Origin of the sequence: Mesorhizobium sp. WSM4898, from assembly GCF_029625845.1 — a bacterium.
In the GTDB taxonomy this organism is placed as follows: Bacteria; Pseudomonadota; Alphaproteobacteria; order Rhizobiales; family Rhizobiaceae; genus Mesorhizobium.
This window is the reverse complement of record NZ_JARTVQ010000019.1, coordinates 1-25,743: the sequence shown is the minus strand read 5'-3', so window position 1 is coordinate 25,743 and position 25,743 is coordinate 1. Positions and strand designations below refer to the sequence as shown.

At 60.9% G+C, this 25,743-nt stretch carries 21 protein-coding genes and 1 tRNA gene; 4 read left to right on the top strand and 18 right to left on the bottom strand.

All coding sequences use genetic code 11. From position 1 onward, the window contains the following. Positions 1 to 149: 149 nt before the first annotated feature. Genes P9228_RS30520 through obgE form a run of 3 tightly spaced genes read right to left on the bottom strand, consistent with a single transcriptional unit; the run spans position 150 to position 3,646 of the window. Positions 150 to 1,436: a glutamate-5-semialdehyde dehydrogenase gene (locus P9228_RS30520; RefSeq protein ID WP_278057041.1), complete on the bottom strand. Its 1,287-nt coding sequence runs from the start codon at positions 1,434 to 1,436 to the stop codon at positions 150 to 152. Between the two features lie 18 nt (positions 1,437 to 1,454). Continuing rightward, positions 1,455 to 2,612 (bottom strand): glutamate 5-kinase, encoded by a 1,158-nt coding sequence (proB, locus tag P9228_RS30515; RefSeq protein ID WP_278057040.1) that lies wholly within the window; start codon positions 2,610 to 2,612, stop codon positions 1,455 to 1,457. After that, positions 2,609 to 3,646 carry a GTPase ObgE gene (gene obgE / locus P9228_RS30510; RefSeq protein ID WP_278057038.1) on the bottom strand — a complete coding sequence of 346 codons (1,038 nt, stop codon included), beginning with the start codon at positions 3,644 to 3,646 and terminating at the stop codon, positions 2,609 to 2,611. The genes proB and obgE overlap by 4 nt, the downstream gene beginning before the upstream one ends. Positions 3,647 to 3,794: 148 nt before the next feature. On the opposite strand from obgE, the gene P9228_RS30505 reads away from it, so the two are divergent. Beyond that, positions 3,795 to 4,658, top strand: coding sequence for an endonuclease/exonuclease/phosphatase family protein (locus P9228_RS30505; protein ID WP_127216569.1), 864 nt, complete (start codon positions 3,795 to 3,797; stop codon positions 4,656 to 4,658). A 164-nt stretch (positions 4,659 to 4,822) separates the two neighbouring features. Here P9228_RS30505 and P9228_RS30500 read toward each other — a convergent pair whose 3' ends face one another. From P9228_RS30500 to rplU, 3 genes are all read right to left on the bottom strand, one after another. Next, positions 4,823 to 5,410: a GNAT family protein gene (locus P9228_RS30500; protein ID WP_067319564.1), complete on the bottom strand. Its 588-nt coding sequence runs from the start codon at positions 5,408 to 5,410 to the stop codon at positions 4,823 to 4,825. A 125-nt stretch (positions 5,411 to 5,535) separates the two neighbouring features. Next, positions 5,536 to 5,805 (bottom strand): 50S ribosomal protein L27, encoded by a 270-nt coding sequence (gene rpmA / locus P9228_RS30495; RefSeq protein WP_040991608.1) that lies wholly within the window; start codon positions 5,803 to 5,805, stop codon positions 5,536 to 5,538. A 100-nt stretch (positions 5,806 to 5,905) separates the two neighbouring features. After that, positions 5,906 to 6,622 carry a 50S ribosomal protein L21 gene (gene rplU, locus P9228_RS30490; protein ID WP_067001574.1) on the bottom strand — a complete coding sequence of 239 codons (717 nt, stop codon included), beginning with the start codon at positions 6,620 to 6,622 and terminating at the stop codon, positions 5,906 to 5,908. Between the two features lie 316 nt (positions 6,623 to 6,938). On the opposite strand from rplU, the gene P9228_RS30485 reads away from it, so the two are divergent. After that, a tRNA-Ser gene (locus P9228_RS30485) sits at positions 6,939 to 7,028 on the top strand. 114 nt (positions 7,029 to 7,142) lie between these two features. Further along, positions 7,143 to 8,465 (top strand): integrase, encoded by a 1,323-nt coding sequence (locus P9228_RS30480; RefSeq protein WP_063169217.1) that lies wholly within the window; start codon positions 7,143 to 7,145, stop codon positions 8,463 to 8,465. A 1,453-nt stretch (positions 8,466 to 9,918) separates the two neighbouring features. Here the strand turns inward: P9228_RS30480 and P9228_RS30475 are convergent. The 12 genes from P9228_RS30475 to P9228_RS30420 all read right to left on the bottom strand — a co-directional run bounded on the left by P9228_RS30475 (position 9,919) and on the right by P9228_RS30420 (position 24,077). Then, on the bottom strand, positions 9,919 to 11,820 hold the full coding sequence (locus P9228_RS30475) for an EAL domain-containing protein (RefSeq protein ID WP_082826564.1): 1,902 nt from the start codon (positions 11,818 to 11,820) through the stop codon (positions 9,919 to 9,921). A gap of 175 nt (positions 11,821 to 11,995) precedes the next feature. After that, complete coding sequence (ubiM, locus tag P9228_RS30470) at positions 11,996 to 13,177, bottom strand: 5-demethoxyubiquinol-8 5-hydroxylase UbiM (RefSeq protein WP_024502870.1); 1,182 nt, start codon at positions 13,175 to 13,177, stop codon at positions 11,996 to 11,998. 280 nt (positions 13,178 to 13,457) lie between these two features. Further along, positions 13,458 to 14,075, bottom strand: a complete 618-nt coding sequence (locus P9228_RS30465; protein ID WP_063169219.1) for a hypothetical protein — start codon at positions 14,073 to 14,075, stop codon at positions 13,458 to 13,460. Between the two features lie 728 nt (positions 14,076 to 14,803). Further along, on the bottom strand, positions 14,804 to 14,959 hold the full coding sequence (gene ccoS / locus P9228_RS30460; RefSeq protein ID WP_081714250.1) for a cbb3-type cytochrome oxidase assembly protein CcoS: 156 nt from the start codon (positions 14,957 to 14,959) through the stop codon (positions 14,804 to 14,806). Between the two features lie 5 nt (positions 14,960 to 14,964). Then, a complete protein-coding gene (locus P9228_RS30455) occupies positions 14,965 to 17,244 on the bottom strand; it encodes a cation-translocating P-type ATPase (RefSeq protein ID WP_063169220.1) in 2,280 nt (759 codons plus the stop codon). Continuing rightward, on the bottom strand, positions 17,241 to 17,738 hold the full coding sequence (locus P9228_RS30450) for a FixH family protein (RefSeq protein ID WP_063169221.1): 498 nt from the start codon (positions 17,736 to 17,738) through the stop codon (positions 17,241 to 17,243). Before P9228_RS30450 ends, P9228_RS30455 begins: the two co-directional genes overlap by 4 nt. After that, on the bottom strand, positions 17,735 to 19,294 hold the full coding sequence (ccoG, locus tag P9228_RS30445) for a cytochrome c oxidase accessory protein CcoG (protein ID WP_063169222.1): 1,560 nt from the start codon (positions 19,292 to 19,294) through the stop codon (positions 17,735 to 17,737). The genes P9228_RS30450 and ccoG overlap by 4 nt, the downstream gene beginning before the upstream one ends. A gap of 167 nt (positions 19,295 to 19,461) precedes the next feature. Then, the gene (ccoP, locus tag P9228_RS30440; RefSeq protein ID WP_063169223.1) at positions 19,462 to 20,325 is read right to left on the bottom strand and encodes a cytochrome-c oxidase, cbb3-type subunit III; all 864 of its coding nucleotides are present in this window, start codon (positions 20,323 to 20,325) and stop codon (positions 19,462 to 19,464) included. A 2-nt stretch (positions 20,326 to 20,327) separates the two neighbouring features. Next, a complete protein-coding gene (locus tag P9228_RS30435; protein WP_024502864.1) occupies positions 20,328 to 20,477 on the bottom strand; it encodes a cbb3-type cytochrome c oxidase subunit 3 in 150 nt (49 codons plus the stop codon). Between the two features lie 11 nt (positions 20,478 to 20,488). Beyond that, positions 20,489 to 21,220, bottom strand: a complete 732-nt coding sequence (gene ccoO / locus P9228_RS30430; RefSeq protein WP_063169224.1) for a cytochrome-c oxidase, cbb3-type subunit II — start codon at positions 21,218 to 21,220, stop codon at positions 20,489 to 20,491. Continuing rightward, positions 21,220 to 22,839: a cytochrome-c oxidase, cbb3-type subunit I gene (gene ccoN, locus P9228_RS30425; RefSeq protein ID WP_063169225.1), complete on the bottom strand. Its 1,620-nt coding sequence runs from the start codon at positions 22,837 to 22,839 to the stop codon at positions 21,220 to 21,222. The genes ccoO and ccoN overlap by 1 nt, the downstream gene beginning before the upstream one ends. 494 nt (positions 22,840 to 23,333) lie before the next feature. Next, a complete protein-coding gene (locus P9228_RS30420) occupies positions 23,334 to 24,077 on the bottom strand; it encodes a Crp/Fnr family transcriptional regulator (RefSeq protein ID WP_024502861.1) in 744 nt (247 codons plus the stop codon). A gap of 152 nt (positions 24,078 to 24,229) precedes the next feature. Between P9228_RS30420 and hemN the strand changes: the two genes are divergently transcribed. Beyond that, complete coding sequence (hemN, locus tag P9228_RS30415; protein ID WP_063169226.1) at positions 24,230 to 25,579, top strand: oxygen-independent coproporphyrinogen III oxidase; 1,350 nt, start codon at positions 24,230 to 24,232, stop codon at positions 25,577 to 25,579. Positions 25,580 to 25,743: the final 164 nt, after the last annotated feature.

Here is a 25,743-nt window from a genome sequence, read left to right as displayed (position 1 = left end):
TACGAGAAAGCCTCTCAAGAATCCTTTCTTTCCGGCTTGGCAATAGCCAATCAACTTATCTGCGATTCCCCTGCCCTTGCGGGGGAGATGCCCGGCAGGCCAGAGGGGGGTGCCTAGGCGCAAGCTTCAGCCTCTTAGAGCAAGCGACATCAAGGCCTCACTTGCCCCGACCCGCGCACGCAGTACTTGAACGAGGTCAGCTGCTCGACGCCGACCGGTCCGCGCGCATGCATCTTGCCGGTGGCGATGCCGATCTCGGCGCCCATGCCGAACTCGCCGCCGTCGGCGAACTGTGTCGAGGCATTGTGCAACAAAATCGCCGAGTCGATCTCGCTGAAGAATGTTTCGACCGCTTGCGCATCCTCGGCGACGATCGCCTCGGTGTGATGCGAGGAGAAGGTCTCGATATGCTCGATCGCGCCCGCCACGCCGTCGACCAGCTTCACCGCGATGATCGCGTCGAGATATTCCGTCACCCAGTCGGCGTCGGTCGCCGGGCTGGCGTCGGCAAAGGCTTTCATCACCTCGCCGTCGGCATGGACCTCACAGCCGACCACGCGCAGGGCCTTCAGGATCGGCACCAGATGGGTGGACGCGACCGCGCGGTCGACGAGCAGCGTCTCGGCGGCGCCGCACACGCCGGTGCGCCGCATCTTGGCGTTGACGGCGATCTGGACCGCCATGTCGAGCTTCGCCGAACGATCGACATAGAGATGGCAGATGCCTTCGAGATGGGCAAAGACCGGCACGCGCGCCTCGGTCTGCACGCGCCCGACTAGGCTCTTGCCGCCGCGGGGGATGATGACGTCGAGATTGCCGGCTAGGCCCTTGAGCATCTCGCCGACCGCGGCGCGGTCGGTGGTCGGCACCAATTGGATGGCGTCTTGCGGCAGGCCGGCTGCCTTCAGCCCTTCGACCATGCAGGCATGGATAGCCGACGACGAATTGATCGAATCCGAGCCGCCGCGCAGGATCACGGGATTGCCGGCTTTCAGGCAGAGCGCACCGGCATCGGCCGTCACGTTCGGGCGGCTTTCATAGATGACGCCGATGACGCCGAGCGGCGTGCGCACGCGCTCGATATGGAGGCCGTTCGGTCGGTCCCATTCGGCAATCACCTCGCCGACCGGATCCTTGAGCGCCGCGATCTCGCGAATGCCGTCGGCCATCGCCTTGATACGTGAGGGGTTGAGTTTCAGCCGGTCCATGAAGGAACCGGACAGCCCGGCTTCCTCCCCGTTCGACATATCGATGGCGTTAGCCTCTAGGATCGCCTGCTCGTTGCGCAGGATGGCGTCGGCCATCGCGGCCAAGGCGTCGTTCTTGGCCTTGGTCGATGCGACGGCCAACGGTCGGGCAGCGGCGCGGGCGCGGAGGCCGATATCGGCCATCAGCGCCACCGTATCTTCCCCGGATTTGTCATGCAGCTTCAGCATGGTTCATCCTCCGCTGGGTCATTCGTCGGCCAAAACTTGGTCGTCGGCCAATACTTGATCACTGGATCGACTTACCACAAGGTCGTCGCGATGGATCATCGCCGAGCGCGCCTCGTAGCCGAGCACATTTTCGATCTCGGCCGTCTTCAAACCCGCGATCCTTACGGCATCGGCGGCATCATAGGCAACCAGCCCGCGCGCGATCTCGCGGCCCTCGGGCGACAGGATCGCCACCGTGTCGCCGCGCGAGAAATTGCCGCTGACGAGCTTGACGCCGGCCGGCAGCAGCGACTTGCCCGATTTCAGCGCGCCGACAGCGCCGGCATCGACGGTGAGCCTCCCGGCCGGCTCCAACTGTCCCGCGATCCAGGTCTTGTAGCCCTTCACCGGGTTGGCGCTGGGCTTGAAGAAAGTGGCGCGCTCGCCGCGCTCGATCGCCATCAGCGGCGACAGCTTGGTGCCGGCGGTGATGATCATCGCCGTGCCGGCGGCGTTTGCGATCTTGCCCGCGTCGAGTTTCGTCCGCATGCCGCCGCGCGAGAGTTCCGAAGCGGCGGCGCCCGCCATCGCCTCGATGTCCGGCGTGATGCGCTCGACCACCGGAATGAACTTGGCTTGCGGGTCCTTGGCCGGCGGCGCCGTATAGAGCCCGTCGATGTCGGAAAGCAGCACCAAAAGATCGGCGCCCATCATCGTCGCCACCCGCGCCGCCAGCCGGTCGTTGTCGCCATAACGGATTTCGGAGGTCGCGACCGTGTCGTTCTCGTTGATGACCGGCACCGCCTTCATCTTGAGCAAGGTCGAGATCGTGGCGCGGGCGTTAAGGTAGCGGCGGCGCTCCTCGGTATCGCCAAGGGTCAACAGAATCTGCCCGGATTTGAGCCCGTCCCTGCCCAGCGCATCCGACCAGGCGCCCGCAAGCGCGATCTGTCCGACGGCCGCCGCCGCCTGGCTTTCCTCGAGCTTCAGCGCGCGTTTGCCGAGCCCGAGAATGGTGCGGCCGAGCGCGATGGCGCCCGAGGAGACGACGAGCACCTCCGCGCCGGCATTGGCGAGCACCGCGATGTCCTCGGCTAAAGAGGTCAGCCAATCGCGCTTCAAGCCGGTCGCGCGGTCGACGAGCAGCGCCGAGCCGATCTTCACGGTTATGCGCCGGTATGACTTCAGCGATTTCATGGGTTTTGCCGCCAGCGCGTATCGACTGTAGCGGGAACGGCGTCGCGCGCCTCGGCGACCACCGCCATCAGCGCGCGCTGCACAGCCTCGACGCCTTCGCCGGTGACGGCCGACAACAGCATCGGCGCGCGGCCGGCGGCGCGTTTCAGCGAGGCAGCCTTCTTCTTGCGGGCGTCCGCGTCGAGGATGTCGACTTGGCTGAGGGCGACGATTTCGATCTTCTCGGCCAGCCCATGGCCATAGGCTGCGAGCTCGGCGCGCACGGTCTTGTAGGCCCTGCCGGGATTTTCCTCCTGCGCCGAGACGAGATGGAGCAGCACGCGCGTGCGCTCGACATGACCGAGGAAGCGGTCGCCGATGCCGACGCCCTCATGCGCGCCCTCGATCAGGCCGGGGATGTCGGCCAGCACGAATTCGCGGCCGTCGATGCGGGCGACGCCGAGGCCCGGATAGAGCGTGGTGAAGGGGTAGTCGGCGATCTTCGGCTTGGCGGCGGTGACAGCGGCAAGGAAGGTCGACTTGCCGGCGTTGGGCAGGCCGACAAGGCCGGCATCGGCGATCAGCTTGAGCCGCAGCCAGATGCTCAACTCCTCGCCCGGCTGGCCGGGATTGGCGCGGCGCGGCGCCTGGTTGGTCGAGGTCTTGAAATGCTGGTTGCCGAAGCCGCCATTGCCGCCCTTGGCGAGCAGAAAGCGTTGGCCGACCTCGGTCAAATCGCAGATCAGCGTCTCATTGTCCTCGGCGAATACCTGGGTGCCGGCCGGCACTTTGAGCGTCGCGTCGGCGCCCTTGGCGCCCGTCATGTTGCGGCCCATGCCGTGCATCCCGGTCTTGGCCTTGAAATGCTGCTGGTAACGGTAGTCGATCAGTGTGTTCAAGCCATCGACGGCTTCGACCCAGACATCGCCGCCTCGGCCACCGTCGCCGCCGTCCGGACCGCCGAACTCGATGAATTTCTCTCGGCGGAACGACATCGATCCGGCACCACCGTCGCCGGACCGGATGTAAACTCGGGCTTGGTCGAGGAATTTCATCGGATTTTCAGGTTTCTGCTATTGCGCTTGCGGGATTGCTCTAAACCAAGGTGGAGCCAAGGGCGAGGCCCGTTTGCAACTAAAGCGCCGGATGCACTTTAGCCAGGGGCGCGGTAGCACTGTTCGCGGGCGAGACCGGGAGGCGCGAATGAAGCTTGTCACTTACAATATCCAGTATGGCATCGGCCTCGACGGCAAATACGATGTCGACCGCATCGCCGACGCGGTGCGCGGCGCCGATGTCATCGCCCTGCAGGAAGTCACCCGCAACAACCCGCGCAACGGCGACCGCGACATGGTGGCCGAGATCGGCGAGGCGCTGCCGGACTATTTTGTCGCCTATGCCAGCAATTTCGAGGTCAATATCGGCTCGCGCCTGGATGCCGGCCGCGCCGTCACCCGCACCTTCCAGCTCGGCAACATGGTGCTGTCGAAGACGCCCATTCATCTGTCGCGTAATCTCCTTCTGCCGCGCAGCCGCAGCCTGGAGCGGATGAACTTCCAGCGCGGCGCGCTGGAGGCGCTGATCGAGACGCCGCTCGGCTTCATCCGCTTCTATTCCACCCATCTCGACCACCGCAGCCCCGTCGAGCGTCAGAGCCAGATCCGTTTCCTGCGCCAGCGCCTGCTCAACTACGCGCTGGAAGGCGGCGGCCTTTCCGGCATTCCCGAAATCGGCCTGCCGGACCTGCCCTATCCGGAAGCCTTCATCGTCATGGGCGACTTCAACATGCTGCCCGGATCGCCCGAATATGTCGAACTCGCCGGACGTCCGGACCATGAATTCGGCATGCCGCTCACCGCCGATCTCGCCGTCGATGTCGCCCAGCGCTTGGACGTTTCCGGCCTCTTCACCTGGATCGACCCCAATCGTCCCAACGATGCGGGCCGCCACAAATGCATCGACTACGTCTTCACCAGCGCTTCGCTCGCCGGCTCGCTGAAGCGCCTGTGGGCCGACCGGCAGGCGCGTGGATCGGACCACCTGCCGGTCTGGGTCGAATTGGGTTGAGTCGTCTTTGAGCGCCGACGCCTAGGCGTGTTGCTATTCAGGTCAGGCTGAGCCGAAAATGACGGCTTCCGAGAACCGGAGCGGAGCGTACTGAAAGTACGCGAGCACCGGAAGCGCAGGAAACCGTCATTTGCAGGCCGGCCTCAATCTGAATTTCAACATGCCTAGAAGTGCACCCAGTTGCGCAGGCTCGTCCAGGTCTTGCGGTCCAGCCGGTAGCGCTCGACCGGCACCTGGCCGGCGACGATCGAGTTCAGCATGCCCTGGCCGGCATACTGAAAGCCGCACTTGTGGATGACGCGGCGCGATGCCGGATTGATGACCCTGGTCGAGGCATGCAGCACCTGGATCGAGGTCTTCTGGAAGGCAAGGTCGACCAGCGCGTGCGCCGCCTCGGTCGCATAGCCGCGCTTCCAGTAAGGCTCGCCGATCCAGTAGCCCAGCTCCAGCCCCCGATCGGTGGTATTCAGCCCCGCGCAGCCGACGAAAGTGCCGGTGCCGGCGAGCGTCAGCGCATAGGCGATGCCGGCGCGGCGCGACGAGGCCATGGCGAGGAAGGCGCGGGCCTCGGCTTCGCCGTAAGGATGCGGCATGCGGGCCAGCATTTCGGCGACGTGACGGTTGTCGGCCAGAGCGACGAGTTGAGCGAGATCGCTCTCGCGCGGAGCGCGCATGACCAGGCGCTCGGTGGCGAGCACCGGGCAATCGATCGCGTAACTTTCGTCTTCGGTGTCTTTCGCTTCGGCAACCATTTTAGTCCTCCAGGGCAAAGAAAAATGAAAAAGGAGAGATGGAAGCCCATCTCTCCTGATCCTTTTCCTGGCCTGGCCAGACACCGGTCCCCGAGATGGGCGCCGGTGTTATGGTGCGGAACCGGCTACTCCGCTGCTTTGGTGATCGGGTTTACCGAGACGTAGGTTCGGCCGTTGGCTTTTTTGTTGAAGGTGACTGCGCCGGCTTCGAGCGCAAAAAGGGTGTGGTCCGTGCCCATGCCAACGTTGGTGCCCGGATGCCATTGCGTGCCGCGCTGACGAATGATGATGTTGCCGGCGACGACGGCTTCGCCACCGAACTTTTTCACGCCGAGACGCTTGGAGTGCGAATCGCGACCGTTGCGCGACGAACCGCCAGCTTTCTTGTGTGCCATCTAACTAACTCCGATGCGCCCTGAGGCGCTTGAATGGTCTTATGAACGCGTTCGCGTTCCGTTTCAAGTGCGTACCGGCGACGATTATCGCCGACCGTCCTTACTTCTTTTTCGCCAGCTCCTTGGCCTGCTCGCGCCAATCCTTGATCTGGTCGGCGCTGAACGGCATGTGCTCGTCGATCTTGGCGACATCCTTCTCGGTCAGCTTGGCCAGCTGCGCAAAGGTGACGATGCCCTGCTCGGCGAGATCCTTCGCCGCGACGGGACCGATGCCCTTGATCACGGTCAAATCGTCCGGCTCGCCCTTCGGTGCCTTGAACAGCGGCGCGGCCTTGGCCTCTTCGCTGGCGGGAGCTTCCTTGGGGGCGGCCTCTGCCTTGGCTTCCTTCTTGGCCTTGGCCTCCTTCGGAGCGGCTTCGGCCTTCGCCTCGGCGGCGACGTCTGCCTTGGCTTCGGGCGCCTTGGCCTCAGCCTTGGCGGTGGCCTTCTTCGACGGCTTGGCGCCGCCCAGCAGGATCTCGGAGATCCGGACGGTGGTCAGAAGCTGGCGGTGGCCGATCTTGCGGCGCGAATTCTGGCGGCGGCGCTTCTTGAAAGCGATGACGGTGCGGTTCTTGCCCTGCTCGACGACTTCCGCCGTGACCAGAGCGCCATCGACGAACGGCGCGCCGAAGGTGACATTCTCACCCTCGCCATGCGCGAGAACAGTGCCGATCTCGACGATCTCGCCGACCTTGGCTTCGACTTTCTCGATCTTGAGCAGATCGTTGGCGGCGACGCGATACTGCTTGCCGCCCGTTTTGATGACTGCGAACATTTTTTGCCTTTCGCTGTTCGGTCGGCCTCGATGAACCGCTTCAGGCGGTTCGGCCGTCTTTTTGTCAGTCTGCGGGTTCAAAAAACAAGCGGCGCGGAGAAGCCCCACGCCGGATGCGGGCTGTCCCTAACCGAAGGTCGCAAGGAAGTCAAGGCGAGCGGCCCTTGCTCCTGAGCATGCCGCGGGCCGCGCGCCGGTCCGTCGCCTCGCCGACGCTTTTTCAAGAAGCGGGAAATCGGTCGACCAGGGCCTTGTAACTGCGGCGGTCAGCCGTTATCTAGTGCGCCGCGCCGGCAACGGCCGACCATGACCTCGCGGAGAGGTGGCAGAGTGGTCGAATGCACCGCACTCGAAATGCGGCATACTCGCAAGGGTATCGGGGGTTCGAATCCCTCCCTCTCCGCCATTTAGCTTCCATAAAAATCCTTTCCTTTCAAAAGCTTCCTTGTTGCGCTTGACCAGCACGAAGCGAAACATATCTTAGACTGTGTAACAAACTGTGTAACATTAGAGAAAGATAATGCGACGTTCCGCAGCGCCAAAGCCGCATAAACGTGAAGGCATCTGGTATCTCGTCCGCAGGGTGCCGAAGGAATTCGCGGCGTTTGATCGCCGCTGCCTAGTACGCATTTCCACGGGCGTCGCCGTGGCTGACGATCCCCGCGGTGTACGGGCGCGAGATGCAGTGCAAAGCCTCGGCGCGGGGCTGGAGGCGTATTGGCGTAGACTGCGGGAAGGCCAATCCGCCGAGGCGGGGCTGCGTTTCGAAGCCGCGAGGAAGCGCGCGCGGTCATTTGGATTGGCCTATCGCACTAACGAGGAACTAGCAGCGGGGCCGCTCGACGAACTCATGGCCCGTATCAAGCTGCTCCTCGACAAAAAATCGATCGAGGACGCGCAGGACGTCTCGGCCGTCATGGGTGGGGAGAAGCGGCCAGCGGTCCGCCTGAGCGGTCTTATCAAGGAATTCGAGACGATCGAGCAACAGAACTTGCTGACCATGTCGCCCAACCAAATCAAGAAATGGCGTAACCCCAAAAAGCGCGCAGTTGCCAATCTGGTTGGAGTCATTGGCGACAAGGAGATCGCAAGCCTCACTCGGGACGACGCAATCGCGTTCCGCGAGTGGTGGCAAAAGCGGATCGTTGAGGATGGACTTGATATCGGTACGGCCAACAAGGACATCGGCCATGTTTCGAAAATGCTGCGCGTCGTCGATCTGACTCACCAGCTCAAGCTGGAGCCGGTTTTTCGAAACCTGCGTCTTTCCGGCGCCGTCCCCGGGCAACGCGCTGCGTTCACAGCGGAGTTCATTCAGGAGAAGATACTCGCTGAAGGCGCGCTCGACGGACTCAATGACGAAGCCCGCCATCTAATCTATGTGATTGCCGATACCGGACTCAGGCTTTCTGAAGCGGCAAACCTCACCACCGAAACAATCCACCTCGATCGAGAAATCCCGCATGTGCGGGTGCGCCCCAATGGCCGTCGCTTGAAGACCGGTCATTCAGCCCGTGACATTCCCTTGGTTGGCGGCGCACTTGCAGCCATCAAGCTCCATCCGGACGGCTTTCCTCGTTATCGCGACAAGGCCGCGTCACTTTCAGCGCTCGTCAACAAGGTGCTCGCCAGCAAGGAACTTCTGCCGACTTCCGAGCATAGTCTTTATAGCCTGCGACACACTTTCGAGGACCGGCTGACGGCAGTTGAGGCGCCGGAGAAGGTAATTGCTTCTCTGATGGGCCACAAATGGATCCGGCCCAAATACGGCGCGGGACCTTCGTTAGCGCAAAAGCGCGAGTGGCTCCAAAAAATCGCTTTTACCCCGCCCGGGCGAATGTGATTGCGGCGCCATCCAGGCCTTGAGAACCAACCTCACGGCTCCAGCTGTCCGAGCCATTTAGGTTGAGCGTGGCCAGCACGCGCTGCGCTCGCTCGCGATTTCCGAGCTTCCGCCGCATTTGTTCGACCTCGTATTCCAGCCTTTCGAAGGTCGGTATATAGGCATCTCCATGCCGGATGACCAAGTAGGCGGCAACAGCTAGACACCATTCTAGCTCCGTGGCCGATGGATCGGAAAAAGGGGCGACGCCATACCAAGACGAGCAACGCCTCTCGAGGGCTTCCGAACTAGGCAAACGGCCAGCATGTGGCATGGGAAAGAAACCTATGCCTGATCGACGAACCTAAAGTGCTCACGAAGCTTGACCGGTACGCGGGCCATCGGAGGGTTCTGCCTAAAACCGCCAAAAATTTTGAAACACCCATTCATCCGGCTCGAATTCAAAGGGATCGGCGATTTTTGGGTTATGGCTTGCAAGCATAGTTCAGCCCAGACAAGAACGCCTGATATCTTGTCGTGCACTGTCACCCTGCCAAATATGGTGCCGGCGACAACGGCAGTTTGGCGAGCAGAAGAATTCCCGAGACTGAGACGTTCTACGGCTTGGCCCATGTTCGCGCTCCTCCTCGATTGGAGACAGGATGGGCCATATGGAAGCGAATAAAAGGAGGTTGGTGACGAGTCTCGGTAGTGGAGTAGAAACGGGTGGAAAAGCTTGCGCTATTCGCCATCGGCGCCGCTAAGCGCATTTGAGAGAAGGGGCAGCGATCGCCAAGAGATGACGTCCGATCGCAAGCCGGCTAGAAATGCGACAGTGACGCGCCTTTTTTGGCACGACCTTAGCACCCGATCGGGCCTCAGCTGGTCGTCGTTGCGCAGCCGATCGGGTGCGATTTTTATAAAGCTCTCTTGGCTTTAGCTTTGAGAGCCCGTCATCGAGACAAATGCAAGGGAACGGTCCGCCCCCTGGGGACATTCGACATGCCGTGGCAGCTTCCTATGGTGAGCCAGCGCATTCCGATACACGTTTTCCGCGCTCTACCGTTGCTCCAGCACCTGTGCTGAGGCTGAGCGCTTGATCAGGACCCGACCGCTGCTGTTGCGGGATGGTGACTGGGTTGAGGTCGCGAAGACCTTGACCGCGGGTACGTTGTTCATCCCGATGAGCGCTGAGCCGAGAAGCAGCCAAGAACGCTTCCCGTAATCGAATCCTACGGGAACCGCGAAACCAGCGTCCAAAGGACGCAATTCTCCGACGTCGTTCACTCAAGCTCATCTCGCAACTTGAACGCTTGTATGAAGCCGCTGCATGTGCGCCGGTGGACCGGATTGCTGCTATCCAAACCACGTGCTCAGTTTCGCCCCCGTAATAACTCTACCGTCCGAAACGGCTTTCGCGCGTCAGGTCCACCCCACATGAAAGTTCCGCGAGCAGCACGGACGGAGAGGCCGGTCACAACTCCTTCGCGTGCTCTTTTACTACCGAATCAAGTGCCAAATGGAGAGGCACTGCCTTAGAGAACAGGAAGCCCTGCGCGGTTCTGCAGCCAAGCTTGTACAGAGTTTGCCGATCTGCCTCTGTTTCAACGCCCTCGGCCATGACCTCGATCCCGAGCGTCCTACCAAGATCAATCACCGCTTTGACAAGCAGCCGATTCTCCCGGGACTTGGCTAAGCCGCGAACGAAGCCCTGATCTATTTTCACCTTCCTGATCCGACTGTCCTTGAGCGATGCCAACGTCGAAAAACCGGTGCCGAAGTCATCGAGCGCGATAGAAATGCCAGCATGTGAAAGCCGGGCGAGCTTTTCATCCACTCTGTCCGGATCCACTGGGGCTTCTTCGGTAATCTCGATGTCGAACATCGTTGCAGGGAGGTCTTTTGCCGCCAGACCATTAAGAATCATCTCGTCAATATCGCCAGCTTCCAACTCGCACGGTGAAACATTCATCGCCACACGAACATCACGACGGTCAGCTTTGACCAAGCCCTCGATAAGAGCGCAACAGTCGGCGAATACCGTTTGAGTTAGCAGCTGAAGCATTCCAGTTTCGCGTGCCGCTGTCATGATCTCGGGCGGAGAAATGGGACCGTGAAGCGGGTGAGACCATCTTAGCAAGGCTTCAAAACTGACGACGGCTTCAGTTTCGAGTCTTACGATTGGCTGAAACCAAGCGACCAAGCTTCTCATCGTTATCGCCGAATGAAGATCGCGTTCGATTGACTGGCGGCGTTGCAACTCCCGGGCTAGCTCGGCATCGAACAGACAAAATTCATTCCTGCCGCGGCGCTTAGCTGTGTAAAGGGCGATGTCGGCCCGCAACAACATTTCCGTTAGTCCGGGGTTTTCAGCCAAGTAGATTCCTATAGACGCTCCAATGCGGACTGATGCGATCCCAGGATAGGGGCGAGCAAGCTTGGCTATGAGATTGGACGCGAGATTGGTGGGAGAAGGAGAATTCTTTCGCGAAGAAAAAACCAGCACGAATTCATCCCCACCGATGCGGGCGAGCGTTGAGCCCTCCGGTGCTTCTTCCTCTATTCGGCGGGCGATCCTGGCAAGCAGCTCGTCACCCGTTCTGTGACCGTAGGTATCGTTGACAGATTTGAACCCGTCCAGATCAATCAGCATGGCCACAAAGGGTCCATCGGTGTTCTCAAACTGATCGATTGCATGTTCGAGGCCCCGCCTGTTGAGGAGCGCGGTAAGATGGTCCTCCCTGGAATTGCGCTCCATTTCCGCGGCAAGCCGCTCGGCTTGATGTCTCAGGCGGCTCGCGTCACGGAAGCGCGCTTGTCCAACGAACGAGGATCGAACCAGGCCGCCCTCGAAAAGCAGGACGGCAAAAGCCAGAATGTAGTTTTCCGGGGCTCCCTTCGTCAGCAAACATGCGGCGGCAATGAGGAGTGGCGGTGTGATGAAGCATATCGCTGCCGCAGCATATGAGCTGCCGTACGTGACCGCGCCAGCTGAAATGCCCGCCAGAATTATTAGATGCAGCGATGCTTGAGACGTCGTGTATCCAGCCGTTAGGACGGCAAGGAATGACCAGGTGAATCCCGCCAGAAGAGCAAGCCTGCCAAACCAGCGAAGCCGCAGCCAAACCCGTGTCAGATCATCCTGGACTCCGGGTTCCTTCAGCTGATGACGGGCGAGTGCAAGGCGGGCGGCATTTATCGCATTAACGACCGAAAACCAGGCCGCGCCAGCAAGACCGTTCCCGGAAAGGGCCTGCACGGTCAAAATCAGCCCGGACAGCACAATGCTTATCGGCATTGAGACGAAAAGGCCTGCCCTCAGATCAGCGAGCTGGTCCTGAAGGATTCTCGCCTCCAGCGGATCTTCTTTTTCCAAGGCTGGACGGGTCAGCTTGCTTACTCCTGCTTGTCCGCAGCCTATGCAGCCCCCCTGAAGGACGGGTTAATTCTTCAATCGGAGATCAGCGTCGGGGAGCAGGATTACTCCGGTGCATCATGCACTCTCTCATCGCTCGCCCAGCACGCGCAAAAATGCGACTGCTGGTGCAGTATCACCGCTGGAGCTCCGCCGAAATCCCATGCCGGACAAGGGGAACATGTTGGGCAAAGCGAAGCCCCAGATGCCTTGCAAGCCGTGCCGCCAGGTGGTCTCTGGAGTAGAGTCCAACCAATATGTTCGTTGCATGGTAGAGCGGCGCCGCCGACAGGCGCAGCCGCCTTTCGTATATATGCAGCATGTCGGGGTCGCCAACATTGCGGCCGTCGCGGCACGCAGTCATGATTCCACGGGCGAGTTGCTTCTGGCTGCTGAGACCGATGTTGAATCCGTGAGCGGTCACCGGGTGCATGCCGATGGCAGCGTCGCCGATGAGTGCGGCGCTCGGCGCCCGGAATTTGTGCGCCCAGGTCGTGACCAGCGGATAGGTGTGGCGCTTGCTTGCCAAGGTCATTTTTCCAAGGCGCCCTCGACACCGTTTCGTCAACTCCGACAGGAACAAATCATCATCGAAGGCAAGCAGTCTATAGGCCTCGTTTGAGCGCAATGTGAGCAGCAGCGACGACATGCCCTCCGCGAGGGGCAATATCGCTATCGTCTGATGGTGATCGAACCATTCGATGGCGATCTGGTGGTGGGCGCGCTCGTGCCTCACTCGGCAAATCAGCATCGAGTGGCCAAGCCGGTTGATATCGGCGCCGATGCCTAGCAGATCACGCGTGGCGGACAAACGCGAATCCGCGGCAACAACCAGCCGAGCAGTTAAACGCGCGCCATTAGAGAGCGTTACGACTGCTCCTTCTTGGCTGTTTGTTGCATCGACGACCGAGTGGCCGCACAACAGCCGGGCGCGATCCTGCAAGCGGACGATTTTGAACAGCGCCTCGCGGATCCGGCAATTTGGAACCAAAACCCCCAGCGGTTCTCCAGAGTTGCTGGGAGGATCGAAACGAAGAGCGAATGCGCTCGAGCCGTTGAGCACGCGCGCGCCTTGAAGTGCTGATTTGTCCGAAGCCGGGATGACATCCCAGGCGCCGAGCTCGCGAAGGGTTCTGATCGAAGCGTTGGTCAGCGCGATTTCGCGACCATCGAAAGCCGGATTCGCCAGACTATCGAATGTGTTCTGTTCAACAACTGCCACCTTGAGTTCGCTTTGGGCAAGCGACGCAGCGAACGAAAGGCCGACCGGGCCGGCTCCAACGACAACGATGTCAAAATTATCGTCAGAGCCCATCAGCGTGCCGCCATCCGGTCGCCTATCCTCGTGTAACGGTGGAACTGAGCCGAGTGACATGAGCTCCGTGCCCGCCGCATTGCCTAAAGGCGCTGGGCCGGGAGATTCGCATCGATCGGCAACGAAGCACTCAAAGCGCTCAGAGGTGGATGCGGCTAACCGATCCCGCCCTTTCGCCGCGCAGCCGCGCAGATCGCCGCCAGCAAGCGAGACACTCGCGACGCTGGTCAGCGACGGCCGCGCCGCATCGATCGCCACATTCCACCTGGAACCCTTGCGCATACTACTCACGCTCCACGACGTCGAAGCGGGCTCTCTTGCGAGGGTGAGGGTATCGAACGTAGCGCTCTCTCTCGTCATCCCAGCCAAGGTAGCGGAAACTTTTATCCACGACCGCGCATATCTCATCAAGAACCTGCTGCATGGCTTCGATGTCGATGTCCTTGCAATTCAGTCGCCGATAGAGCAAAGCCCACGCGGCGACATAGTCGTCGAAATAGCGCGCGTCACTCGAACCAATGATCAACTTCGGACGGTTGATCGATTTCGAAAACGCACGTCCCAACCCCGATGATGCTCCGCAGCACGTTGACATCACGAGGATCTTCGGCGCTGGATGCGAGCCCTGGAACATTTTTACGAAGTCAGCCCAAAGAAGGCCACTTCGCCCACTGGACGAAGCGATCCCGTCACCATTGCCGTGCCCGGCGATGTGAAGCACGTCGCACTCCGCCTCCATCGCTCGTACTACAGCCTCACCAAATTTCGTTCGGTTCAACGCCATTTGGAGCTCCGCGCGGATGTTGACAGCCTTTAACAAGTGCTGCACGATCGGTCCCTCTTGCCTGTCGGCGAAGTAGTCATTTGCATTGTGGCAGTCGATGATGTGTACGGTGTTCATGGTACTCCAGCCGCTTGTTCGTTCATCGTCGTGACGAGCGGACACCACGCGCGCGGAACCGCGTGACGTGCGCTGGGTTCCGGTACCGTCGCATAGCCTCAAGGCGCGGGCCGGGAATCGGGATGGATCGGCAACGACGCACACAACCCATCAAAGGCGAAAGCTGTTGATCGGCCCCCTGTCCGCGCAAGCCACGCGGATGGTCAGCCAGCAAGCGAGATACACACGACGCCGGTCAGCTAATGGCTGCGCCGTAAGCACAAGGCATGGCCGACCACACGACAGAAAACCCAGAACCGTGAAGGTGCTGATAATGACGACCAATCTTTCCGTAAGTCATGCATTTCTCCGTCGAAGACTGGTCAATAGACCACGCCGATGAGTATGACCCTGATCTGGATCAGCCAGACATGACCAATCGGCACTGGCGGTTCACGGTCAGGTGATCGACCGTGACGTTCCACTTTGGAACCCGTGCGCACATTGCCAAGCTCTCGTCCGGCCACGCGAGGTACTCTCGTGGCATCACACGCCTCATACTGGGTGCAATGGGAGGCAGTCCTTCGCACGACAGAGGCTTTTCACAAATGTAGTGTGCAGCTTAGGTCAAGATGGTCATGGAGCATGGAGCATGGAGCATGGAGCATGGAGCATGGACAGCTTGTTCCCGACCGAGCCGGCTCGACTGACGAGCGCGATCCGCGCATCTTATGCACAGCGGATTGAAATCAGCGTTCCGGTTTGTCGTCCCGATCAATTAGTATCCGCTCGGCGGCTCCGTCGAGATCTTCGTATTGACCGCTTCGCAATGCCCAGACGAAGCCGGACACACCCAGTGCACCCAGAAAAAGGGCCACTGGTATGAGATAGAGCAACGTCGTCACGAGGATTATGCCGAATAGCTGACTGCGGAGCGTCCGACTTTTTGAATAACTTGCAGCGTCGCATTCGCCCCGAAGCCGTGCAAGCGCAATGCGTTTCCAATAACAAGCACCGATGAGGCAGACATGGCAATCGCCGCTAACAAAGGCGTGGCGTGGCCCAGGATGGCGATCGGCACGGCGACGGCATTGTAGACGATCGCAATCGCGATGTTCTGGCGGATCAGGTGTCCCGCCTTGCGCGAGACGTCCAGCGCGAGAGGCACTGCCAGAAGGCTTTCGCGCAGGAATACGAAGTCGGCGGCATTGCGGCCAATGTCGGCGGCGGTGGCCGGAGCGATCGAGACATGCGCCGCGCTCAGCGCCGGCGTGTCGTTGAGGCCGTCGCCAACCATCAGAACCTTGTGTCCGTCTTTCGCCAGGGTCTCGATGCGCTCGACCTTGCCCGACGGCAGCAGGCACGGAACGAAGTCCTCGACACCCAGCATTCTTGCAACTTCACCGCAGGCACCTGCGGTATCGCCCGACAGCATTTGCATCGACACCCCAGTATCGTTCAATCGCTTGATCGCCGCCGCCGCGTCGGCGCGCAGCGCATCCTCGAAATCGAAGGTCGCGACAATGAACCCGTCTTTTGTCAGCACCGTTCCGCCATAGCCATGGTTGCCTTCACCACCGGTCCGGGCCTTCCATCCAGCCCATCCGCGTCGACCCAGCCGCCAGATGCTTCCGGCGACAGTGGCTTCGATCCCGAACCCCGGATGCTCTGTGACGGCATCGAATTTGTGTTGCCCGCCAGGAGCGGCAAAGCCGGTTATGGCCTTTGAAAACGGGTGACGCGAGTGCGCGGCCATGTCTGCCGCGATTGCCAGCATGGCCGGATCGATCGACGATGCATTGAGGAGCCGGGGTTGTCCGAGCGTGAGCGTTCCGGTCTTGTCGAACACTGCGTTATCAATCGTCGCCAGGCGCTCCATGGCCGAACCGTCCTTGACCATGATGCCGTTCTCGAACAGACGCCGCGCGGCGACCACCTGAACGATCGGTACGGCGAGGCCGAGCGCGCACGGGCAGGTGATGATCAGAACGGCAATGGCGATCGTCATCGCCCGGTGCCAGTCGCCCGTCGCCGCCATCCAACCCAGGAATGTCACGAAGGCGGTGAGATGAACCACGGGCGCGTAGAGTGCCGACACGCGATCAGCGATGCGGCGATAGTGCGCGCGACCGCCCTCTGCGGCTTCCATCAGCCGAACCATTTCGGCGAGGAACGAATCCTTCGCGGCGGCGGTCGCCTCGATCGTCAGCGGGCCGGTAAGATTGAGCACGCCGGCCTGCACGGCTTCGCCCGGCGCCACGTTTTTCGGCGCGCTTTCGCCTGAGGCCAGCGAGCAGTCGAGATCAGACGCTCCGTGGATGATCTTGCCGTCGACGGGGATCCTTTCACCGGCCGCGATCAGCAGCTGCATCCCCGGTTCGATCTCGCCAACCGGCAGATAGTCGCGCGCGCCATCGCCGCGCAGCACCATGGCGCCGCGTGCGGCCAGCTGCGACAGGCCTTTCACCGCGGTGCGGGCACGTTCGCGCATCACGTGATCCAGCGTCCTGCCGATCAAAAGGAAAAAAAGCAGCGAAACCGACGCGTCGAAATAGGCGTGGTCGCCATGGTTGATCGTCTCATAGAGGCTCATGGCGTAAGCGAGCGACACTCCGACCGCGATCGGCACGTCCATGTTCATGCGGCCGTGGCGCAGTGCATTCCAGGCCGAGCGGAAGAAGATGCCGCCGGCGAAGGCGAGCGCTGGGATGGCGATCAATGCGGAGACCCAGTGAAACAGGTCGCGGGTAGCCCCTTCGGCCCCGGACCAGACAGAGACCGAAAGCAGCATGATATTGCCCGCCGCGAACCCGGCAACCGCGACGGCGCGGATCAACTCCGAAAGCGTCCTGTCCTTTTCATCAATCTCGGGGGCGAAGAGATGCGCCTGGTAGCCGAGCCGTCCAAGCGCGGCGACGAACGGTGGAACCTCGTCGCCACGCCAGCGGACCGAGACCCGTTTCGTCGACAGGTTGACGCGGGCGCTCTCGACGCGATCGAGCGTTCCCAACGCCGTCTCGATCGTCTGGATACAAGCTGCGCAATGAACGCTCGGCACCGAAAGATCGGTTTGGCGGAGATCATCTCCAAGCGATCGGCTCGCCAGCCTGATCTCTTGACTAGACGGCAGGACCGACGTGGTGCTGCCCAGATCAAGCGCCATTTCGGCGCCCGGTGCACAACAACTCATTTCAGCGCTCCATGGGAAATCATGATCCTGCGGACTTCGCGGTAGGGCTCGGCCAGACCGGCGTCAGCGTCGACTTCGACGATCCAGACGCCATCCTTCGGCATGTGCTGGGCTGCGAATTCCTGGCCGGAGGCGAGGGCGAGGTTGACCGCCTTGTCCTCTTTCTCGTAGGCGGGATGGCGAAACAGCACCTTGACGCCATGCAAGGCAATCGGCTTGCCGACGGCGTCGGTAAGGCTATAGCGGACCTCGCCCCATGCGATGGTCAGCTTGCCGGTCCAGCCGAGCGCTGCCTGCGCCCGCCCCTCCTCGGCCTTCTTGTTGAACTGCTGGCTCGCCACATAGGTGTTTTCGACGACAAGGCCGGTCCAGCTCGTGTTGGCGAGCGTTGCCATCGTCAGATTGACCGCGATGACCACCCCGAAAAAGGCTAGGATGATGGCCAGCATGTGCCTGCCGGTGAATACGCGGGGTTTTTCAGCGTTAGCGGTCATCTGGCAGTCTCCGGCGCGTTGAAGGTGGCGGTGTATTCGTCCGCCTCGAAGCTCGCCTTGTCCTCGACACGGAACTTGAAGGTCTGCGCTGTGCCCTGGATTTGATCCGCCGGCTGGCGCACGAAGACCTTCAGCATTTTCAGGCGGTCGGGTTCGACCGGAATGGCAAAAGAACGGCCTTCCGGGATGTCGTCGCCGACCACGCTCATCTCGGCGCCCTGCAAGCCTTGAATCGCGACAACGATCGTCCTTGGCTCGGGGATCATGTTGAGCAGCTTGACGGTGTAGCCGTTGCGGATCGAGCCGTCGGACAGCGTGACAAATTGCGGATTGCGATCATGCAGCACGTTGACTTCGAGCCGATCGCGCGTCAGCAGCGAATAGAGCAGACCCAGGCCGATCAGCGACCAGATACCCATGTAGACGTAGGTGCGTGGCCGAAAGATCTTGCGGATATGGAAATGCGCCACCTTGTCGGAGAACAGGCCATCAGCGGTCCTGACCTGCGACGGGTTGACTGAACTGGAGCCGCCCGCGGTCGCCAGCATCATGTTGGCGTTGTAGTCGGACAGTGTCGCATAGGAGATCAGCCCGCGCTCCTTGCCGAGCTTGTCCATGACCCCGTCGCAGGCGTCTATGCACAGCGCGCAGGTGATGCATTCCATCTGCTGGCCATCGCGGATGTCGATCCCCATCGGGCAGACCGCGACGCAGGCATTGCAGTCGACGCAGTCACCGACCGGCAGCCCTGCGGCAAGGACCTTCTTGGCGTGGCGAGAACGCGGTTCGCCGCGCCAGTCATTGTAGGTGACGGTGAGAGAACTTTCGTCGAGCATCGCTGCCTGGATGCGCGGCCATGGGCACATGTAGGTGCAGACCTGCTCGCGCATCAGACCGCCGAACGTGTAGGTGGTAGCCGTCAGCACGGCGACAGTGATGTAGGCGACGGGTGGCGCGGTGCCGGTGAAGAGTTCGCCAACCAGCGTCGGCGCATCGGCAAAATAGAAAATCCAGGCGCCGCCGGTCGCCGCACCGATGACCAGCCAGACGGCGTGCTTCGATAAGCGCAGCATCAGCTTGCGGGCGGTCCAGGGGCCTGCATCGAGTTTCATGCGAGCGTTACGGTCGCCCTCTATCGCACGTTCGACGACGAGGAACAGATCGACCCACACCGTCTGAGGGCATGCATAGCCGCACCAGGCACGGCCGACAGTCGAGGTGATCAGGAAAAGACCGACGCCCGCCATGACCAGGAGGCCGGCCACATAGAAGAATTCCTGGGGCCATATCTCGATGAAGAAGAAGTAGAAGCGCCGGTTCGCGAGATCGAGCAGGACTGCCTGGTCCGGGGCAAATGGACCGCGAGCCCAAGGCAGCCACGCAGCCAGGTAATAGATGCCAAGTGTGATCGTCATCACCAGCCATTTGAAGCGACGAAAGTTGCCCGAGGCGCGCTTCGGAAAGATCTTTTGACGCGCGGCATAAAGCGGCTTGCGGGTTTTGGCGGAATTGACAGTTTCTGTTTCGAGCCCTGTCAACTGCGTCTTGTCACGCATGTGCAACTCCACTTTCCCAGCCAATGTCAGGGGCACCTGTCGTAAAGCCTCGCCGTAGGATAGCCTTGCCGGGTTGTGCAGATCGCATTAGGGATGGTGTCGAGGCCCGGCTCACGCCGGGCCTCGTCCGCTTGGCAGGGGGGACCGAAGAATAGGACCTTCCATTCCTATTCTCCGCCGCCAAGCGAATGGACATAAACTGCAAGTTCCTTGACCTTGATCTCGCCGAGACGGCCAACCCAGGCCGGCATGACGCCCTGTTTTGGCGCACGGACCTGTGCGGCGATGGCTGTCTCACCGGATCCATAGAGCCAGATCGCATCGGTCAGGTCGGGGGCGCCGAATTCCCTGTTGCCTTTTGCATTGTCGCCGTGACAGGCCACGCAATTCTCGGCAAAGACCTTGGCGCCGGGTTGGATCAGACTTGCATCGCGGACCTTGCCGGAAAGGCTGGCCACGTAGGCGCTGACTTGTGCGATCTGGTCGGCGGTAATGATGTCGCCGAAGGCCGGCATTTCCGACAGGCGCGTGTCCGGATCGGATGCGAAGCGGATGCCGTGCGTAATCGTCTGCTGGATCTGCTCGGCCTTGCCGCCCCACAGCCAGTCGTCGTCGTTGAGATTGGGAAAGCCCTTGGAACCCTGGGCGCCGGAGCCATGACATTGTACGCAATTGACCTTGAAAGCGGCGCCACCGGCGGCGATTGCGAATTCGCGCAGGCCGTCGTCCGCGGCGATTTCCGAGACGCTCTTGGACTCCACCGCCGAGATATATTTGCCCTTGGCGGCCTCAGCCGCGGTCAGCTCGTTCCTGACCTCGTTGCGGCTGGAATAGCCGAGCACACCCGTTGTCGCCGAGTGCAACAGAGGCCATGCTGGATAGGCAATGGTGTAGCCTATCGCCCAGACAATGGTGACGTAAAAAGTGATAACCCACCATCTGGGAAGCGGGTTGTTCAGCTCCCGGATACCATCCCATTCGTGGCCGGTGGTCGAGACGCCAGAGATTTCATCGATATGCTCGTCGCTCATGATCACTCGTCCTCGAGCGGAATGCGGGCCGCTTCGTCGGCCAGCCTTCGGCTGCCGGGGCGTAGGGCAAAGGCGATGCACCCCACGAAGAACAGCGCCATCGCAACCAGGCCCCAGCTGTCGGCAAACGCCCGCATCAAATTGTAGGTCATCAGCGTTCTCCTCAGCGGTAGCCGGCGGCTTCGTCGTAATTTTTGAAGTCGACCAGTGTGCCAAGCATCTGCAGGTAGGCGAGCAGGGCATCCATTTCGGTGACCTGTTGCGGGTTGCCGTCGAAGTCGCCGATCTTGGCTTTTGGGTAACGCGCCTCAAGGCCTGATGTGTCGGCATTGGGATCGGCCTGCGCCGCCAGATCCGCATTGGCGTGGGCGATCATGTCATCGGTGTAAGGGACGGCTACAAGCCTGTTGGCGACCAGATGCGTCGAGAAATCCTTCACGTCGATCGGCGTGTCTTTCAGGAACCCATAGCTCGGCATGATCGATTCCGGCACCACCGAGCGCGGGTCGGTAAGATGCGCGACATGCCATGCATTCGAGTAGCGGTCGCCAACTCTGGCGAGATCCGGCCCGGTGCGCTTCGATCCCCACTGGAAGGGGTGATCGTACATGGACTCGGCAGCCAGGCTGTAGTGGCCATAGCGCTCAACTTCGTCGCGGAACGGCCTGATCATCTGGCTATGACAGAGGTAGCAGCCCTCGCGCATATAGATGTTGCGCCCGACAAGTTCGAGCGGCGAATAGGGGCGCATGCCTTCCACCTTCTCGATCGTGTTGTCGAGATAGAAGAGAGGCGCGATCTCGACGATGCCGCCGACCGTCACCACGAGCAGCGAGCCAACGAGAAGAAGCGTGGCGTTCTTCTCGATGATTGCGTGTTTGTCCATCAAGCCCATTACCTGGCTCCTGATCGCGCAGGTCGGATGGCGACGGGGCTCGGCATCGGCTCCTCCTCGCGCTGGTGGCCGAGGATGGTCCTGGTGATGTTCCAGGCCATGATCAGGGCGCCGGAGAGGTACATGGCGCCGCCGATGGCGCGCAGGACATAGTAGGGGTGCATGGCGGCGACGGTTTCGGCGAAGGAGTAGACCAGGAAGCCCTGCTCGCCATATTCGCGCCACATCAGGCCCTGCATGATGCCGGACACCCACATCACCGCGGCGTAGACGACGATCCCGAGTGTCGCCAGCCAGAAGTGCCAGGTGACGAGCCTCAGCGAGTAGAGCCGTTGACGGTTCCAGAGCTTCGGGACCATGTAGTAGATCGCGCCGAACGAGATCATGCCGACCCAGCCGAGCGCACCCGAATGGACGTGCCCGATGGTCCAGTCGGTATAATGCGACAGCGAATTGACCGCCCGGATCGCCATGATGGGGCCTTCGAAGGTCGACATGCCATAGAAGGCGACGGCCATCACCATCATGCGGATGATCGGATCGGTGCGCAGCTTGTCCCAGGCGCCGGACAGCGTCATCAGGCCGTTGATCATGCCGCCCCAGGACGGCATCCACAGCATGATCGAGAACACCATGCCGAGCGTCTGCGCCCAATCGGGCAAGGCGGTGTAGTGCAGGTGATGCGGCCCGGCCCAGATGTAGAGAAAGATGATAGCCCAGAAATGGACGATCGACAGCCGGTACGAATAGACTGGCCGGTTCGCCTGCTTGGGCACGAAATAATACATCATGCCGAGGAAGCCGGCGGTGAGAAAGAAGCCGACCGCGTTGTGGCCGTACCACCATTGCGTCAAGGCGTCCTGGACCCCTGAAAAGGCGGAGTAGCTCTTGGAGCCCGGGAACGAGACTGGTATGGACAGGTTGTTGACCACATGCAGCATCGCGATGGTCACGATGAACGACAGGTAGAACCAGTTGGCCACGTAGATATGCGGTTCCTTGCGCTTCAGGATCGTGCCAAGGAACAGAATGAGGTAGGCGACCCAGACGATGGTCAGCCAGACATCCACATACCATTCGGGTTCGGCGTACTCGCGGCCCTCGGTGATGCCGAGCAGGTAGCCGGTCGCGGCCATGACGATGAACAGCTGGTAGCCCCAGAAGACGAACCAGGCGAGATCACGGCCGAAGAGGCGCGCGCGGCAGGTGCGCTGCACGACATACAGAGACGTGCAAAGCAGCGCGTTGCCGCCGAAGGCGAAAACGACACCGGATGTGTGCAACGGCCGCAAACGACCGAAATTGAACCAGGGCTGGATGTTGAGATCGGGGTAGGCGAGCTGCAGCGCGATCACCACGCCGACCAGCATGCCGACGACACCCCAGAACACGGTGGCGATCGCGCCGTAGCGGATCGGACCATCCATGTAAGCGGATGGGTCAATCGGAGCTGCTGGCCTGAACTCCGTGTTGCGCAACAGGATCGCAGTGAAACCAGCCACTGCGAAGAACAACACCCACATGTGTCGGCGGAAAGGTTCATCCACGCCGAAGCCGGCGGCCACCAGGGCCGCAAAAGCGAACACGCTTAGAAGGACGATCTCTGTGCCGAATTTCATTGCAGATCCCGATCTCGAATCTGGTGGATGCCAAATCCGCAGCGCACTAATCGCGCAGCCGCCGCCCCCTCGCCCTGATCTATGTCAGGCCGCACGATTTTGTGCGGCGCAATCAGCAGGTGGCGAATGAACGAGGAACGCAGCGCGGGCTCACTCCCTCATGGAAGGCGTTCCCTGGGTTGGGCGGGCGCAGACGCGATCGCTGAGGCGAAAGCTGAGGCTCTGCGCGCGTTGGATGCTATTGCCGATGCCCTGCCAAACGTTGTTCGGATCCCATTGGAAACGAACGCGATCGTTCCGCCGAGCCGTGGCAGATTAAGGACCATGCTTCGCCGGTATGTGCCGAAACACACCTGGCGATTGGTCACGTTCCTATCAAAGCCCGAAAGCTGTTTGTCTCGACAACCGTGACGCCGCTTCGTCGAAGGCGCGGCGACATCGCATTAAAAGGCAAACACGGCCCGCCCCGGAGTCATGCGACATGGCCTCGCCGCTTAGGGCCGCTCGCGTCCGCCGCCACAGCGCTTCTCCAGACGGCTTATGCTGTCCACCGTCACATGGCGTGCGTTCTCAATCCGAATCACCCCGTCAGCCCGCAATCGCGTCAGTTGGCGGCTCACGGTCTCGCTGGTGATTCCAAGGAAATCAGACATTTCGGCACGCGTCAGCGGCAGATCGAAGGAGGCCGACCCGGAAGCCGCATCGAGACTGGAATCGATATTCCGGGCCATCATGAGGAGAAAAGTCGCCACCTTTTCCGGAGCTGTCTTGCGCCCCAGCGTCACCATCCACTCGCGCGCCTCATCGAGTTCATTCAGCGTCTGTTTGAGCAGGCGATGCTCGAATTCCCGTGACGCCTTCATCATCCGTTCGACGGCCGCTCGCGGAAACGAACACAGCGTGACTGCTGTTGCCGCTTCCGCATTGATCGAGCTTTCCTCCTTGAAAGGACGTCCCAGAAAATCCGGTGCAAACTGGAGACCGACGATCTGCTGGCGCCCATCCGACAGGCTCTTTGATAGCTTTACCACGCCTGAAAGCACGTTGGAGTAGCTGTCGACGTTCTGTGCCTCGCCGGTCAACTCCATTCCTGACTCGATCCGGCGACGCGAGCAAGTCTTGGCGAGCCCAACCAAATTGTCTGGATCGAGCGCACCGCAGACACCGCGACGCCGTGCCTCGCAAGGGAAGCAAAGAACAGGAATGCCGGAACTATGAATGTCTTGCCGAAAGGTCATGCGTTCGCCTTACCCGATCCTAACTGCCGGCAGGATACCCATCCAGGGTAGAGAAATCCTGCGGCGGTTTGTCCATGAGCGCGGCTGATCGAGATCAGGGTCTGCTTCAGCGATGCGTGCAGTGTTCCGGCGGGCAACACGGTGAACGCGAGATGCAATCGGAAATAGCTGTCAAACTCAGCGAGAACGTCCCACGCTACACCAGCTATCCGACGGCGCCGCATTTCCATTCGGGGATCGATGCTGCCATTTACCGTGGCTGGTTGGAGACGCTGGAAAGCGGCGACGAAATCTCGCTGTACCTGCACATTCCTTACTGCGACAAGCTCTGCTGGTTCTGCGCCTGCCACACCAAGCAGACGCACCAATATGAGCCGGTGGCCGCTTATCTGCGCTCGCTGAATGCCGAAATCGTCACGATTGCCGGTCTGGTGAGCGGCAAGGCACATGTCCGTGCAATCCACTTCGGTGGCGGTTCGCCAACTATTCTGAGGCCCGATGATATGGTTGCTCTTGGAGCGGCCTTGCGGGACAGCTTCGACCTTCTCCCGGATGCTACGGTCAGCATCGAAATCGAAACCAACGACATGGACAAGGCGCGCCTTGATGCACTTGCTCAAATCGGCGTAACGCGGGCGAGCCTCGGCGTGCAGGATTTCGATCCGCAAGTGCAAAAAGCAATTAATCGTGAGCAGAGTTTTTTGCAGACCAAGGCAGTCGTCGACGGGGTTCGTTCGCGGGGCGTCGAATCGGTCAATCTGGACCTGCTCTACGGGCTCCCGAATCAGACACGCGAGACGATCTGTTCCACGGTGGCGCAGGCACTGACCTTGGAGCCAGACCGGATGGCCCTGTTCGGCTACGCACATGTGCCCTGGTTCAAGAAGCATCAGACGATGATCGACGAGGCATGGCTGCCGAGTCCCACTGAGCGTTTCGCCCAATCTCAACTCGCGGCGCGGGCAATTGTCGCCAAGGGATATGAGGCAATAGGACTCGATCATTTCGCGAAGCCCGACGATGCGCTGGCCATAGCGGCCCGCGCAGGGGTTTTGCATCGCAATTTTCAGGGCTACACTGAGGATCGCTGCCCGACACTGATCGGACTTGGCCCTTCGTCCATCGGTCGTTTTCGCCAAGGCTACGTGCAGAACATGGCTTCGACTGCCGGGTACGGGCGCATGGTTGCGGATGGCGGGTTGGCTGCCGTCCGCGGCGTTGCCCTTTCCGACGACGATCGCGTCCGTGGCTGGATCATCGAGCGGCTGATGTGTGATTTTGCCTTCTCGGCAGTCGACCTGGTGGAGCGGTTCGGCAAAGCCGGCGAGCAGCTCCTTCATCGCTCGAGGTCCATCGCACTCCACGATCCTGCCCGAGCGCTTGAATTCGATGGTGACAGTTTCCTCGTACGGACTGAAAGTCGCCCCTTCATTCGAACCATCGCGGCCAAGTTCGATACATATTTCAAAGGGGGAACGGCGAGGCACTCGGTGGCGGTCTGAGCAAAGCACAGTGCGCTCGCCGTTTGGTCGATCGGCGAACCAGCTGCGTTCGTTTTGACCGCTCATAGGCGACTACCGCATCAAATCGTCGACCGTGAACAATCCGAGCCCTAAGCGGCGACCGGCTTCGGCCGGATTTGAAGCAGGGCAATCAAGAGCGACAA